The 14,178-nt window shown below is 55.5% G+C and carries 14 protein-coding genes; 1 reads left to right on the forward strand and 13 read right to left on the reverse strand.

Going from position 1 to position 14,178, the window contains the following annotated elements; all coding sequences use genetic code 11:
- Positions 1–7: 7 nt before the first annotated feature.
- The 6 genes from HY308_08830 to HY308_08855 form a co-directional block, all read right to left on the reverse strand.
- Entirely contained in the window at positions 8–889 is an 882-nt protein-coding gene (locus tag HY308_08830; protein MBI3898387.1) for an MBL fold metallo-hydrolase, read from the reverse strand.
- A 152-nt stretch (positions 890–1,041) separates the two neighbouring features.
- On the reverse strand, positions 1,042–1,878 hold the full coding sequence (locus tag HY308_08835) for an alpha/beta hydrolase (protein ID MBI3898388.1): 837 nt from the start codon (positions 1,876–1,878) through the stop codon (positions 1,042–1,044).
- A gap of 181 nt (positions 1,879–2,059) precedes the next feature.
- Positions 2,060–3,451, reverse strand: coding sequence for an MFS transporter (locus tag HY308_08840; protein MBI3898389.1), 1,392 nt, complete (start codon positions 3,449–3,451; stop codon positions 2,060–2,062).
- Positions 3,452–3,517: 66 nt separating this feature from the next.
- The gene (locus tag HY308_08845; GenBank protein ID MBI3898390.1) at positions 3,518–4,330 is read right to left on the reverse strand and encodes an SDR family oxidoreductase; all 813 of its coding nucleotides are present in this window, start codon (positions 4,328–4,330) and stop codon (positions 3,518–3,520) included.
- A 22-nt stretch (positions 4,331–4,352) separates the two neighbouring features.
- A complete protein-coding gene (locus HY308_08850) occupies positions 4,353–4,748 on the reverse strand; it encodes a heme-binding protein (protein MBI3898391.1) in 396 nt (131 codons plus the stop codon).
- A gap of 42 nt (positions 4,749–4,790) precedes the next feature.
- Complete coding sequence (locus tag HY308_08855; protein MBI3898392.1) at positions 4,791–5,822, reverse strand: alcohol dehydrogenase catalytic domain-containing protein; 1,032 nt, start codon at positions 5,820–5,822, stop codon at positions 4,791–4,793.
- A 113-nt stretch (positions 5,823–5,935) separates the two neighbouring features.
- On the opposite strand from HY308_08855, the gene HY308_08860 reads away from it, so the two are divergent.
- A complete protein-coding gene (locus HY308_08860) occupies positions 5,936–6,865 on the forward strand; it encodes a GlxA family transcriptional regulator (GenBank protein ID MBI3898393.1) in 930 nt (309 codons plus the stop codon).
- A gap of 113 nt (positions 6,866–6,978) precedes the next feature.
- Here the strand turns inward: HY308_08860 and ggt are convergent, their stop codons facing one another.
- The 7 genes from ggt to HY308_08895 form a co-directional block, all read right to left on the reverse strand.
- Positions 6,979–8,817: a gamma-glutamyltransferase gene (gene ggt, locus HY308_08865; GenBank protein MBI3898394.1), complete on the reverse strand. Its 1,839-nt coding sequence runs from the start codon at positions 8,815–8,817 to the stop codon at positions 6,979–6,981.
- A gap of 69 nt (positions 8,818–8,886) precedes the next feature.
- A complete protein-coding gene (locus tag HY308_08870) occupies positions 8,887–9,573 on the reverse strand; it encodes a DJ-1/PfpI family protein (protein MBI3898395.1) in 687 nt (228 codons plus the stop codon).
- Positions 9,573–10,337: a DJ-1/PfpI family protein gene (locus tag HY308_08875; protein MBI3898396.1), complete on the reverse strand. Its 765-nt coding sequence runs from the start codon at positions 10,335–10,337 to the stop codon at positions 9,573–9,575. Before HY308_08875 ends, HY308_08870 begins: the two co-directional genes overlap by 1 nt.
- A gap of 85 nt (positions 10,338–10,422) precedes the next feature.
- A complete protein-coding gene (locus HY308_08880) occupies positions 10,423–11,205 on the reverse strand; it encodes an alpha/beta hydrolase (GenBank protein ID MBI3898397.1) in 783 nt (260 codons plus the stop codon).
- A gap of 38 nt (positions 11,206–11,243) precedes the next feature.
- Entirely contained in the window at positions 11,244–11,927 is a 684-nt protein-coding gene (locus HY308_08885) for a protocatechuate 3,4-dioxygenase (protein MBI3898398.1), read from the reverse strand.
- A 58-nt stretch (positions 11,928–11,985) separates the two neighbouring features.
- Complete coding sequence (locus HY308_08890; protein ID MBI3898399.1) at positions 11,986–12,192, reverse strand: hypothetical protein; 207 nt, start codon at positions 12,190–12,192, stop codon at positions 11,986–11,988.
- Between the two features lie 427 nt (positions 12,193–12,619).
- Entirely contained in the window at positions 12,620–13,624 is a 1,005-nt protein-coding gene (locus HY308_08895; GenBank protein ID MBI3898400.1) for an AraC family transcriptional regulator, read from the reverse strand.
- Positions 13,625–14,178: the final 554 nt, after the last annotated feature.

Here is a 14,178-nt window from a genome sequence, read left to right on the forward strand (position 1 = left end):
TCGTCGATTACTTGAGGTTCATGAACGTAACTGGCAGCCAGGTGTAGCCCGTCTCTTCCTTTCGCAGACGACCCAGCGACGGGAACGGTATATGCGCCCCGCCGACCAACGTCTTCTCTTCCGCTAGCTCGGCAAACAGCGCGGCGCGCGATTTAATTGCCGTCGGACCGTCAACGTCGAAAACAATGCCGACTTCGGGATGCGGCATCTGCACGGCAGCCATATGCACCACGTCGCCCCAAATAAGTAGTTTCTGACCTTGCGATTCGACTTCATACCCGACATGTCCCGGGGTGTGACCGGCAATTTCTTTCGGACGAATCCCCGGCACGATCTCCGGCGTTCCCTCGAACGGCTTCCATTTTCCCGCGGCAAGATAGGGCTTGGCGGCGTCACGGGCGACCGTGAAAAAGATTTGCGCTGCTTCCGGAGCCATGGCAGCCGCTTCCTTCGACAACCAATAGTTGCTGTCCGCCCGCTTCATCATGATCTCGGCGTTTTTGAAAACGCGATTGCCCTTGCTGTCGTAGATGCCGCCAACATGGTCGGCATGCAGATGAGTCACGAGAACAAGATCCACTTGATCGGGACGGTAACCCGCCGCCTTCAGGTTGCTCACCAGTCTGCCCAACGCCGGCCCGCCCCAATGCCCGCCCGCGCCAGCGTCGATGAGGACCAGCTTGGAACCCGTGTTAACCAGAAAGCCCACCACCGATCCCGGAACCTCCTTGGAATTCATGATAAGGGCGCGCGCTAGCGTGGATTGAATTTCCGCCTGATTGCCCCGCATCAACGCCGAATCGATACCGATACCACCGTCGTGCAGCGCGGTGATCTCAAATGCGCCGAGCATCATCCGGTAGTAACCGGGCACCTGCTTCGGATGCATTGGCGCCGCGGCCTGCGCTGTACTCACGGTTGCGCAAGCGACCAAACCGATTGTCGCAAGTAGATGAACAATAGTTTTATTGAGCTTCACGGTATCTCCTGTTGGATTATAAAAATAATTGAGAATGAAATTTCATTTGCCGGGGGCGCCGCTCAGGGAGCCCGATAGCCGCCCCGGATCCAGTCCAGGACCGCCGCCGCATATTGCTCGGCTTGGTCTTCCCAGACGAAGTGACCGCTATCGAGCAGGACGGACCGGGTCCTCGGCAGCTTCCTGTCGAGTACGTCGGCGTTGGACGGGGGAACGATCGGATCGTGCGTTCCCCAGATGCTAAGAACCGGCGTGCGAACATTAGGAAGAAGCGCATGCAGTTCGGCGAGATCACGAGGATACGCCCGCACATAAGCCATCGCTTCGATGAAGCGCCGGCCCGCTGAACCGGCCTGATAGTCCTTGAGCATCTCTGGATCGGGCCTGCTCTTCATCATCCGGTTGATAGAACCTGCAGCGAAGTCCTCGCCACTGCCGCCTTCGAAGGCTTTGGTCGATGGAGCGTCGATAATGTTTCTGAGGCCACCCGTCGTCAGCGAAGCGTCGGTGGCGCCGCTGCCGACCACCAGACTCTCGAACAGATCCGGATGCCTGCTAGCGGCGAACAGAAGTGCTGATGTCCCCACGTCCGGTCCAACGGCGTGCACCGGGCCGACGCCGAGAGCAACCAGAATCTTCGGCAGGAAGGCGCCCATCGTTTTCGGAGACATGAGATCCGGTCGCCCCTCCGAGTGTCCGAACCCTGGCAGATCCAACGCAATCAGCGACGCCTCAGCGCTCAGCGACGGCCAGATTCGCTGATACGCGAACAGACTTTCGGGCCAGGGACTGGTGAGCAGCACCGGAATGCCCCCTTCACCGTCGCTGCGCAGGTAACGGAGTTTCAGGTCGTCGACATCGATGATGCGGACGGCGTTGAGATTCATTGTCCCCGGCATGTTCCTTGTCCTCTGGTTGGTCGCGTTTTCGGCAGGTTGAGCGATTGCGGTGCCGCTCACGACAGCGGCGCTTGCAAGCAGCGCTGCGTTACGCAGGCCGATGAGCAGTCTTCTGCGATCCGTCGGCAGTGTGGTTGGAGTTTTGAGTGCGGTCATCGGGTCTCTCCATCGAAATCGAGTTTCAAGACCAGCGATCACGACTCGATCGCTCCGGCAAAACGATTGCGTCAGTGGCACCAGCATCCGTGACGGGTGTGCGACGGTCCTCACGCTCGCGCTGCTCACATGTTGAGATCGCTCGCGTGGTTACTTCGCTTCGGCTTCCGCCGCTTGCTCGTGATCTTTCACGACGCTTTGTAAAGAGATAGAACGCGACTGACACCGCAACGGCAAGTGCCCCCGCAATCCCGAGATTGGCTACCTCACTGTGAACGAGCACAAAAGTTCCCAGCAGAGCGCCTAGCGCAAATCCCAGATACATGAACGAGGCATTCAGGGATAAAACGACTGATGCGTGCTTTTCACCGGCGATATTGATAAGGCGAGCTTGCTGCGCGGGGAAGGCGCCCCAGTGCATGAATGCCCACGTCACCATCGTCAAAAGGAACAGAGGGATTGCGATAAGTGCCGCATGGATATGCGAGATCAAAGTCAATGCCGCGAGAGATATACCCAAAGCCGGAATACCCCAATCGATCACTCGGTGAACACCGAGTCGATCGCTTAATGCACCTCCAATCAACAATCCTAGAAATGCAAAACCGCCCCAGAGGAATAAGACATATCCAATTTCGGTTCCGGCCCAACCGGTAATCAAAGTGGTGACCGGCGCGATATAGGTATAAACGGTATACGCACCGACGGCCCAAAGTAGAGTGACCAGAAGCGAGGGAAAGACGTTGTACTGCTGAATGACCGCAAAGCGCTCGCGAAGCGTTGTTACTTTCGCATTCGCTCCAGCATCTTTGGGTAAACCCAACATCAGGCCAACTACAGCGATGGCTGCGAGCAATGCGACAAATCCAAATGTCGCTCGCCAGCTCAAATGATTTCCTATAAATGCTCCGAGCGGAACGCCAAGGACAATGGCAACCGTTAGTCCACCATTGATGATGGCAAGTGCTCGACCGCGTTTTTCCGGAGGCGCCATAATGCTTGCGACGGCATTCGAATTAGGAACGTAGAGGCCGGCGGCCATGGCAAGAAAAACTCTGGCAAAAATGAGAGAAATGAAGTTGGGCACCACGGCCGCAATGAGATTGCCCAGCGCGAAAAGACCCATTGCTCCTATCAGAAAGCTACGACGATTTAGACTTCCTGTGAGAGCCGTGAGCACGGGGGAGCTGATTGCGTAGGTCAACGCAAAGATCGTCACCAACTGGCCCGCTGCGACTAGGGGCACCGACAGGTCATCCGCCACGCTTGGTAGGATCGGGGCGATCATAAAACCCTCGGTGCCCACCGCAAACGTGCCGATCGCCATCAGGTAAAGAGGCAGAAAACTAAATGAGGGAGTTTGCTTTCTAATTGCTTGATCCGCGTTCGGATTTGTTAGTGCCACCCTGGCTTTCATTCCTGTCAGTGAGATGGTCATCGTTGACATAAATTTGTCTCCTTGCCTTCGCTACGCCGAAGAAAGTTAAATCGTGCGTTCCCAAGTTTTTTGTTGATGATCTCTCAAGAAATCCTCAATGAATTTGGGGGCCACATTTCTGTATTTGCCCTCATCTGAGGGCACAATCTTGATCATGGCAGCGATCATTTCTTTCGGATCAAGGCGCCCAGAATCATTGCCGATCAAGAGATTTAACTGAGCAGCGAGATCTGCGCGTTTGGTGAAATTTTTTGCGTCATCGAGCCAACGATAAGCAGTTTCACCAACACGTTCATTGAACCCAGTAAAATATCCGCCCGGGTTAATGGTTTGAACTTTGATGCCGTAAGGCGCGAGCTCATTGCTCAATGCCTCGGTCACGCCTTCCAGAGCAAATTTGGTCGAACAATAAGGCGCAAGTCCGACAGGAGCGACAAGGCCTCCCATTGAAGAGGTAAAGACTATCTTCGCCTTTTTCTTCTCCTTGATAAATTTGGCGACAAATTTTTGGGTGAGAGCTAACGGTGCGAAGACGTTTGTTTCAAAGTTTTTCCGGAGCAACTCCACCGGGATTTCAAACATCGGCCCCGATTCACCGTAGCCAGCATTGTTGAACAAAACATCCACATTCCATGTCAGAGCGTGATTGACGTCATACTCATCGAGGATGTCCAGTTTTTCGACCCGGAGTTTGCCGTCGAGCCCTAGTTCCGTTGCTTTCTTGCGCAAAGCCGTCACTTGGGGCGCGATTTGAACACCGGCAATGACCTGGTATCCTGCCTGCGCAAGTCCGATCGCCGTTCCTTCGCCAAAACCTGATCCGGCACCCGTAATTAGAATTGTTTTGTACGTCGACATAAAATTCCCTTTCAAAAATTGTTTAGTTAATATTGGAAGCAGAGGATGCGACGGCAAAATCCTTATCAATCGGGCCTCCGGATACACCGATGTATCCTACGATCTGGTCTCCCGCTTTGATTGGCATTCCTCCGGCGAAACCCATCAGTCCTCCACTTGAAGACTCCATTCCGTAGGCTCCAACTTCAGGGCGCAGGAATTCCCATACTTTTTCCGAGTTCATCTGAAAAAGCATCGATGTTTTGGCTTTCTTAATGGCGATGTCGATAGAGCCAAGAAATGCGTTGTCCATTCTAAGAAACGCTTTTAAGTGGCCGGCCGTATCAAGAACGGCGATGTTCATCGGAATACCGATTTCAAGCGCCTTAGCTTTTGCTCTGCTGAGCAACGATTCTGATTGCGATAATGTAAGGTCCATAATTTCCTCCAATGCAATGTCGTTGCTGGTGTTTCTAGTTTCCTACTTGGCGATCTGCTGCAATGCCGTCATCAATCGAGCTTCGTTTTTCATCATCTTGGCGTAAGCCGATGGCGCTTCTTCCAACGTGACCACTTCATTCATCGAGTGGACATGCTGCCGATGACTGAAGACGAGCGTGTCTTCAATATCGATCGCGGTACCGACGACTTCACCCTGAATGGTCTTTGAACCTAAGATGAGTTGAGGAATGGAAACTTCGATTGGATCAGGCGCAGCGCCGACGACAATTAGCTTTCCGCGCGCCTTGAGCCCAGGAAGCAAGGGGCCCATCGATTTTCCACTCGCCGCGGTGGCTAGGATGGCGTTGGCGCCGCCCAGTTTTTGAAGTGCCTTGGCCGCGTCCTCTGCAACACTATCGATGTAATGATGAGCGCCAAGCTTCCGTGCAAGCGCTTCCTTTTCCTTGCCTCGGGCAATGGCCACCGTCGTAAACCCCATTCGGTTCGCAAACTGAATACCTAAGTGGCCCAGGCCGCCGATTCCCTGCACTGCCACCAGATCGCCGGGCCGAAGCTTTGCGTTTCTGAGGGCGTTGTAGGTCGTCACGCCGGCGCATAAGAGCGGAGCCGCTTCTTCCGCGGTGATATCATCGGGAATACTTGCCAATGCTCTTGCTTCCACGATGGCTTGTTCGGCATAGCCGCCATCGATCGTAAAACCCGGAATAATTGGATTCTGACAATTGACAAAGTCGCCGCGCCGGCAGGGCTCACATTCCCGGCATTCGCCGCCATACCAACCAACGCCGACTCGCTGACCCACTTTCCATTTTGCGACCCCTGCTCCGACGGCCTCAATTCGTCCCGCAATTTCTTGTCCGGGAACGCGTGGAAATTGCAGGCCTGGCCAATGTCCCTCGATGGCCATTGCGTCCGAGTGACATATTCCAGCCGCTTCTACTTTGAGACGCACTTGCTCCGGTCCTGGTTCACGGATTGGGCGAGTGACGAGCTGTAGCTTGCCAGGGGACGTAATTTCAATTGCTCGATAAGTATCGTTAGACGTTTTCATTCGCTATGAGCAGTGATCAACACGGGCGGAAGCTTAGGTGCTAGCCATAACGGCTTAAATGACATATAAACGTCTTTTTAGGACATCCTGTATTCATTGACGAGGTTGCCGTTATGCGTGTCGGATTTGTTGTTATTCCTGGTTATTCGGTGATGGGCTTTGCTGTCGCGACCGTTTTCGAAGTTGCTAACTTGGTGGCCGGTAAGCCGACCTATGACGTGCGCTTTGTTTCCGAGAAAGGCGGTGCGATTCGGACATCCGTTGGTGTGTCTGTCCACACGCAAGCGTTGGACAATACACACTTCGACACGCTCATGGTTGAGGGCGCGAGCGATGTGCGGCCGTCATCGGAAGGCATACGACATTTCTTGCGCAAAGCGGCGCGCCGCACTCGCCGCATAGCGTCGATCTGTGTCGGCGCCTTCGTGTTAGCGGAAGCGGGTTTGCTGGCGCGCAAGAAAGCCACCACCCATTGGCTCTACGCGTCCGAGCTGCAGACTCGCTTTCCCGACATCAAAGTCGATGCCGACCGTATCTTTACTAAAGATGGTGCTATCTGGACATCGGCCGGCATGACCGCCGGCCTCGATCTTGGGCTCGCGTTGGTCGAGGATGACTTAGGGGCCGACGTAGCACGTGCCACGGCGAAAAAACTCGTCATGTATCACCGGCGCGCCGGCGGACAGTCGCAGTTCTCAGTGCTGTTGGAATTGGCGCCCAAGTCCGATCGCATTCAGCAAACGTTGACGTACGCGCAGCAACATCTCAACGCGCGCCTTTCGATCGAAGATCTCGCGCAGGCGGCAAGTCTGAGTCCACGGCAGTTCAGCCGCATCTTTCGCGCCGAGACCGGACAGTCGCCCGCGAAGGCGATCGAGAATCTTCGTGTCGAAGCCGCGCGACTGATGATGGAGCAAGGTCGTCACTCGATCGATACCGTGGCACGACAAACCGGCTTCGCCGACCGTGACCGCATGCGCCGCGCGTTCTTACGCACCTTCGGACAACCGCCGCAAGTGTTGCGGCGCAATGCACGAAGGTGAATAAGGAACACCCTTTGACTGGAAGATTCGAGCGGGTGCCATCAGCGTGATTCACTTCAACCAGTGCTTCCACTCATACGGTGGACATTCACGGTTGGCCGTGCAGTCAGACGTTAATCACACTGTTGAACGGAAGTGTTCGATTTGATCGTCAATAGTTGGGAATCGCCTTTGGCAACGCCCTCGCGACGCGGATCGGCGCCGCCGGCGAGCCGCCCGACGCAACCGCTGTGATCGTTTTGCACGGTAATTCCGTGCAGGCCGCTATTCTGTTGGGTCACCGAAACCGTATGCCCGAGTGCTTGAAGCTCCGCTACTAGAGTTGCGACCGGGCTATCCTGTTCCAGCACGGTTGTCGCTGTCGTCTGCGCGCCGAAATTTCCGAGATTGATCGCCTGTTGAATATCGAGGTTCCAATCGAGTACACCGATAATTGTCTTGGTGACGTACTGGATAATGTTACTACCTCCCGGAGAGCCGATGACCATGCGAACGTTGCCCGCCCGGTCGAACACGATCGTCGGCGCCATCGAGCTGCGTGGACGCTTTCCCGGCTCAACGCGATTAACGATCGGGTTGCCCGAGCTGTCGACGGACGTAAACGAAAAATCGGTTAACTGATTATTGAGCAAGAATCCGCGCACGAATTGATGACTGCCGAAGGCGCTTTCAATGGACGTTGTCATCGAAACGACATTACCGTGCCGGTCGATGATCGACACGTGGCTGGTGGAAGGCAGCGAACGAGAGTTGTCGAGACCATTTTTTGCCATCGCGCCTGGCGGCACACCAGGCTCCGGTACACCCATCGACTTGTTGAGATCGATCAATGCAGCACGACGTTGCAGATAATCTTTGTTAAGAAGACCCTCGACCGGAACGACGACAAAGTCGCTGTCGGCCATATATTTGGCGCGGTCGGCATAGGCCAAACGATAGGCTTCGCTAATCAAGTGCACCGCCGGCGCCGTCTCCGGCGGCAGCGCGCCGACGTCGAAGTGCTCCAGAATACCTAGGGTTTGCAGCACGGTCGCGCCACCGGAGCTTGGCATATTCATACCGCAAATTTCCCAGGTGTTGCGATAGCTGCCGCATACCGCCGTCCGTTTTTTCGCGCGGTATTGCGCCAAATCGGCCAACGTCAATAAGCCGGGATTGGTTGGATGATTGCGAACGGTGTTGACGATGTCTTGCGCAATCGGCGGCTGATAGAAACGCTTGGCACCACCCGCGGCGATTTCGACGAGCGTCTGCGCGAACTCCGGATTGCGTAGTACCGTTCCCGCCGTTTTCGGTGTTCCATCGGAATTACAAAAGTAGTCCTTTGCCGGTGTCTCTTGGCAAATCGCCGCCGCGCCGGCTAACGCGGTCGCCAGACGAGGAGAGATGGGGAAACCGTTTCGCGCGAGTTTGATCGCCGGCTTGAACAGTGCTGCCCATGGCAGCCGACCGTGTTCTCGGTGTGCGTCTTCGAGTAGCCGCAACAGACCGGGTGTACCGACGGAGCGGCCGCCAATGACCGCTGTCGAAAACGGTAGCGGTTGACCGTCGGGACCGATGAAGAGATCAGGCGTCGCCGCCATCGGCGCGGTTTCGCGTCCATCGTACGTATCGAGATGTTTGCGCTTGCTCTGGTAGTGCAGCAGAAAAGCGCCGCCGCCGATGCCGGAGGATTGCGGTTCGACAAGATTCAATACCATTTGCACGGCAATGGCAGCATCGATTGCGCTGCCACCCTGACTAAGAGTTTTTTGCCCAGCCTCCACCGCAAGTGGATGGGCGGCGACTACCATGTCGTGCTTTGCAAAGACGATATCTTTTGTTATCCAAGTCGATGGCAGTTCGGGTGACGCCTGGCTGGCCAGTGCCGACGATATATCTGCCAATGCCAACGAAGCGACCCACATTGCAAAGGCGATGTAACGTTTCGAGCGGTGGTATAGCGAGTTCATATTTTTCCTCCATGAATTAACGGTTCCTGTGAGTTGGTGCTTCCACTCCTATCTCGCTCCCTGCGGGACTCAGGTATGACGCGCGGCAGTCCAGGCTTCAAGGCGCATACGTCGTTGAACACGGTTCGCCGCCGTGCGGGCGTTCACCGCTTCCAATATCTCTGCCGGCGCTGTGTCCGGACGTCCCGAGTTGAAAGGTGGTTGAGGCGCGTACTCCAAACCAAGCTGGACCATTTCCGCCACGTGCTGGCCGCTCAGCTCGGCAATGAGGGCCAGAACGAAGTCGATACCGGCCGTGACGCCGCCACCGGAGAGGATGTTGCCATCTCTCACGATGCGGCCCTCGTCGACAATAGCGCCGAAGATTGGAAGCAATTCCCGCCATGCCCAATGGCAGGCCGCACGGCGACCGCTAAGAAAACCGGCAGCACCGAGGATGAGAGAGCCTGAGCAGACCGAGGTCAGATAGCGCGCCGTCGCTCCAAGCCGGATAACTTCCTCGAGATAGCGCTCGTTCTCGATGGCGTCGATGCACCCGCCGCCACCTGGCACGAGCAGAACGTCGCAGGACTCGATGGCGGCGAGGTCCTTCAAGTCTGCAAAGGTGAGCCGGTCCGCCGTGATTGATTTGCCGCCCAGCGACGCCACTCGAACATTCAAGTTGGGCGTGCGCGAAAGAAACTGGTGCGGGCCGGTAAAGTCCAGTTGGGTTACGCCGTCGTACACCGGCATCACCACACTGATGGCTTGTGACATTACCTGTTCTCCTGTTGCCGCTGTTCATAAGCCGCCACCGCGCCGGCGCGGTACTTGGCGATCAGGGGACGCATCATGCTCGTGAACGCTGCGACGTGCTCCGGAGCGGCCGTTTCCACCGTGCCCTTACCGAACGGCGCCTTCGGATTGTATTCGATGATCAGCTCTGCCAACTCAGCCATCGGACGACCAAAGGCAGCCGCGGCGGCGAGCAGCGCCGCTTCGAAGCTGCCGCAGCCGGGACCGGCCGTGTACAGATTCCCGTCGACAACGACTGAGCCGCTCGGCACGACCTCTTTCACCCCGAGCTCGGGCAGCATTTCCAAGGAGTTCAGGCTGATCGTCGCGCGGCGCCCCTTGAGCAGCCCCGCGGCGCCCAACGTCACCACCCCATTGCAGATGCCGATCACATACTTCGCCTTGCTCGCCTTCTCGGCGACGAACGCCACGAGCTCCGGGTCGGTCTGGGCTTCGGGCGCCATCATCATCGGCACCGAGATAACATCCAAGTCCGGGCACTGCGCGAAGGTGGTCGTCGGCCGGGTCCACCAGGAGGGAAAGCCCTCGACGAGTTCGGTGTTCTTCCAGATCAGATGGATCTGCGCACCGGGCATCAAGCCGTACACCGTCTGGATTCCCACCATGTCCATCGGGATGAAGCCCGGACCGATGACGATACCGACGTGGAACGGCTGCACGGCAGGCCGAGTTGTCGCTTCGCGAAGGTGATTCATGGAATGAAGATCTGTGGTACGCGCTTGCATGAGTGCCTCCGACAAGTAGTTGTGGATCAGAAAATTTTGCTTCCAGTCGAAACGGCCGAAGTGACGTTCATCCGGTCGCGCCCTCTTAGGCGAGCAACTTGGCCGCGAAGCGGCCGAGGATTTCTGCGACTTCGATCGGAGCTTCCATCGGCAGAAGGTGCCCCTTGTTCTTCAAGACGTGAACTTCCGGGTCTTTGAAGGAAGGAAGAACGTGGGATTTGACGACTTCCAACGGATCGACTTTGTCGATTTCGCCCGCGATCACCGCCACGGGAACATTGATGTTCGCAACTTCCTTGGAGAAGTCGTCTCGGGTACCCACTTCAATCCAGCCCTCACGCATGCCTGGAGAGAGCCGAAGTGCGTCGGTGACGAAGTTTTCGCGATCCTTCTTCGAGATCGGACTGCCCGTCAGGACATTGTCGATCACGAAGTTGATCGAGTCTTGACTGGAGTAGGCCCGCTTCATTTGCTCCCGCTGCTCTTGACCGATCTGCAAGGGGCCGGCGAGCGACGAGGCCACCAGTGCCACGCCCCTCAGACCTTCGGGTCGGCGTGCTGCCAGCGCCTGCGCGGTCTTCCCGCCCATTGAGTGCCCCACGAGCACGTAGCTTTTCAGCTTCAATGCGGCGATCACGCCTTGCACGTCGTCTGCCAAATCTTTAATTGCATAGCCGGTGCTCGGCGCATCGGAATCACCGCTTCCGCGAGCATCGATCGCGATGCAGCGGTACTTGCCGGACAGGCCCTCGGTCACGCCCGACCATTCGCGGGACGATGCGCCCCAGAAATGCAGAAAGACCAACACTTTGTCGCCGCTGCCAGCGGCTCGGACATTCAGATTAATTCCGTTCGTTGTTACTTTCATTGCGATCTCCTTCATTCATTTGCTTTTTTGGGCTGCGTTTAACCCGTCTTGAGGACAACGTCCCAGTTAATGAGAAGCGAATCAGACTCCAGCTCTTTGGTTAGCGGTAAAACCTTAGCAATCGCCGCGTCCTTCTCAGAACCCAATGCTTTGAACAGAATGTCGCTCTCATTCAGCGGTTCGTCCGGGAAATACATCTGCGTCACGAGGCGATCTTTCGCTCCGATCACGTCGAAATGGATATGCGGCGGGCGCATGTTGCTCGGGTTCATCGGATTGATTGGATACGCGCCGGGCTTGATCGTCTTAAACCGGAAGCGCCCTTCGCGATCGGTGATCTGGACGCCGAAGCCCTGAAAGTTTGGATCCAACGGGGCCGGGTTAACGTCCGTGGGATGGGCATAGCGGCCATGGGTATTAGCCTGCCAAACTTCAACTTTGGCCGCTCTCACTGGTTCCCCACGGCTATTCAAGATCCTGCCGGTAAGATGAACCACCTTGCCCTGAGCATGCCCGCGCTTACCCTTGATGACTGTCAAATCCATGTCATGGTCTAGTGGTCGGATGACGGGATAAAAAGGTCCCATGATCTGTCCGGGAGTGACCGGATGTATTCCCTCCTGTGCAAGAACCGAGTTGAGTGGCAGGGTAACGGCGAGACAACCGAGGGCAGCCGCCATTTCAAGCATTTCTCGACGCGAGAAACTCTTTGAGGGATTCATGCTGTGCCTCCTGGGAGATTAGTGTGCAGAAGTCTGCGGAGAAGCGTCGCGCAAGGTATTATCGGGCGCCGGCGAAGGCCTTGATCATCGAGTTCTTGTCGCTGAAATCGCCCAGGCGCACGTCGATGCCGTGCGCCTGGTACGCCGCGGCCTTGGCGCGGTCGCGCACGCTGCCGGCCAGCGATTCGCCCGCCGGCAGTATCTTGCTCAGTTCGGCGACGATGGCACGGCCGAGGTTTCCATTTGCTCCGGTTACGACGATCATGACTATCTCCTATCGAAATCTGGTTTCTGGGAGAAGCTCGCCGACTATCGTCGTGCCGGCGCGTCGTGCTTCCATGAGGCGAATCTTGATCGACGGCCGAACGTAGATAAATATCACTTCCGGAATTAAATTATTTCCTATCGGTTTACAATGAACCGATGGATACCCTTCTCAGCACGAAAGTATTCCGGCAGGTGGTGGAGTCCGGCGGCTTTGTCGGCGCCGCCGACCGCTTTCGTAACGCCGCAATGGGCCCTGCCACCAGTTGTCCTAGCGGTTGTGGTCTGGCTGTTGATCAGATGGCGAGGGCATGCTGCCGCGCGACAACACGTTGCCCTGCATAATTGGAAGTAATTCTGCCCATCTGCATTTGCTATCTGATGTTTGCAGAATTGCGTGGAAAGGCGTCCGGTGCGCTTCGGGTTGATTACAAATCAAGTAGGCCACTACGATATTCGGTAGGCGACATACCGGTCCATTTTTTGAATGCCCGGTAGAAGGCACTGGTGTCGGAAAATCCCAGGCCTATCGCGATGTCTGTCACGCTTTTTTCCGGTTGATCTAAAAGAATGATGGCAAGATCGAAGCGCAGGTCATCTTTGATCGATTGATATGGTTGGCCTTGCCCCTCGAGTCGACGTCGTAAGGTAGATGGAGTCATGTTCAACTGTCTGGCCATGGCATCGAAGTCGGGCCATTCCGACACGTAAGTATGATGCAAGTGTCTACGAATCCGGTCTGACAACGTATCGCCCTGCTCGAACTTTATTAGAAAGCTGGTGGGCGCGTAGCGCAAAAAATCTTTTAGCGTCTCTTTGTTTTGTATGATCGGCATATCGAGATACCGAGCACTAAATGTAATGGCAGTGTTCGGCTGATTGAAATATGTGTTCGGACAAAATATCGCTCGATATTCTTTACCATGAGACGGCTCGTCATAACAGAATTCCGCCTTCAGAATTGCGATGCGACGTCCTATCAGCCAGCTAACTAAACCATGCAAAATTTGCAGAAATGCGGAATGCGCAAAAAGTCCGAGATGCCGGCCATGGTTCGCAATTTCAATGCGTACCCAATTTCCATCGTGCGACAAAGTGGCACCGATATCATCAAATATTAAAGAGTAAAAACGTAAGGCTCGCCGTAGCCCCGCCTCTAGTGTTTCCCCATGGATCACACTATGGCATAGCATAGAGAAGGCCCCTATTTTCATCGGACGCGATGTCAGCCCCAGAAATTCGTCGTTCAGCATCAGCGCAATCGCGCGCCACAGCGAGCTATATTGACCAGGCGAAATACGGGATTGTGGCAAATCCAATAAACTCGGTGAAATACCGACTTGCAGAAGCAACTCATCGGTATAGAGCCCTTTCTGCCAAACAGTGGTAAGCGCTTCCCGAACAAAAGCGATCGATATAGTTTGTTTTATCAAGCTGCCGATAACTCGCGTTGAGTAGGGACGCGAAGCGCCTTATTAGCGTTGCGCAACAACCAGTAAAGGCCGGCCGGCATAGAGAGCCGTTCAGACGGCGTTGCACTTTTGGATGCAGATCGAGAAGTTGCAAACTGTTCCATGCTTGCGTGCTCCGGAAGGCGACTATCAATCCACCGCTATCGCTATCCCAGCGGACCGATGCAGTGTCATAGACGAAACTAATTTAACCAGAGGTGGTTGCTTATCCTCCCACTAGTACGACCGGATATGGGTCTATTACGACGTACGAAAAACCGCGGCGCTGCATGCGTCAGCCCTCCTGAACTCTCGAAGAAACATCCCGGTCTCCTCCGCCATCGCCGGCAATGGCTTTCCTTAGCTTATCAGTTCATAAAATGTAAATTCGCTCAAAATTTTGAGTTTTTTTGCTGTGGAGTCATGTGAAAAATCCGCGACAATTAACTGAATTTCGAAATTACGAGGTGCCGAGACTTAATCGAGAACAACAACCAACCTCTCGTTGACCGGCTCTTGGGGCACATAAAACGATC

The sequence above is a fragment of the Gammaproteobacteria bacterium genome (genome assembly GCA_016199745.1).
In the GTDB taxonomy this organism is placed as follows: Bacteria; Pseudomonadota; Gammaproteobacteria; order Acidiferrobacterales; family Sulfurifustaceae; genus JACQFZ01.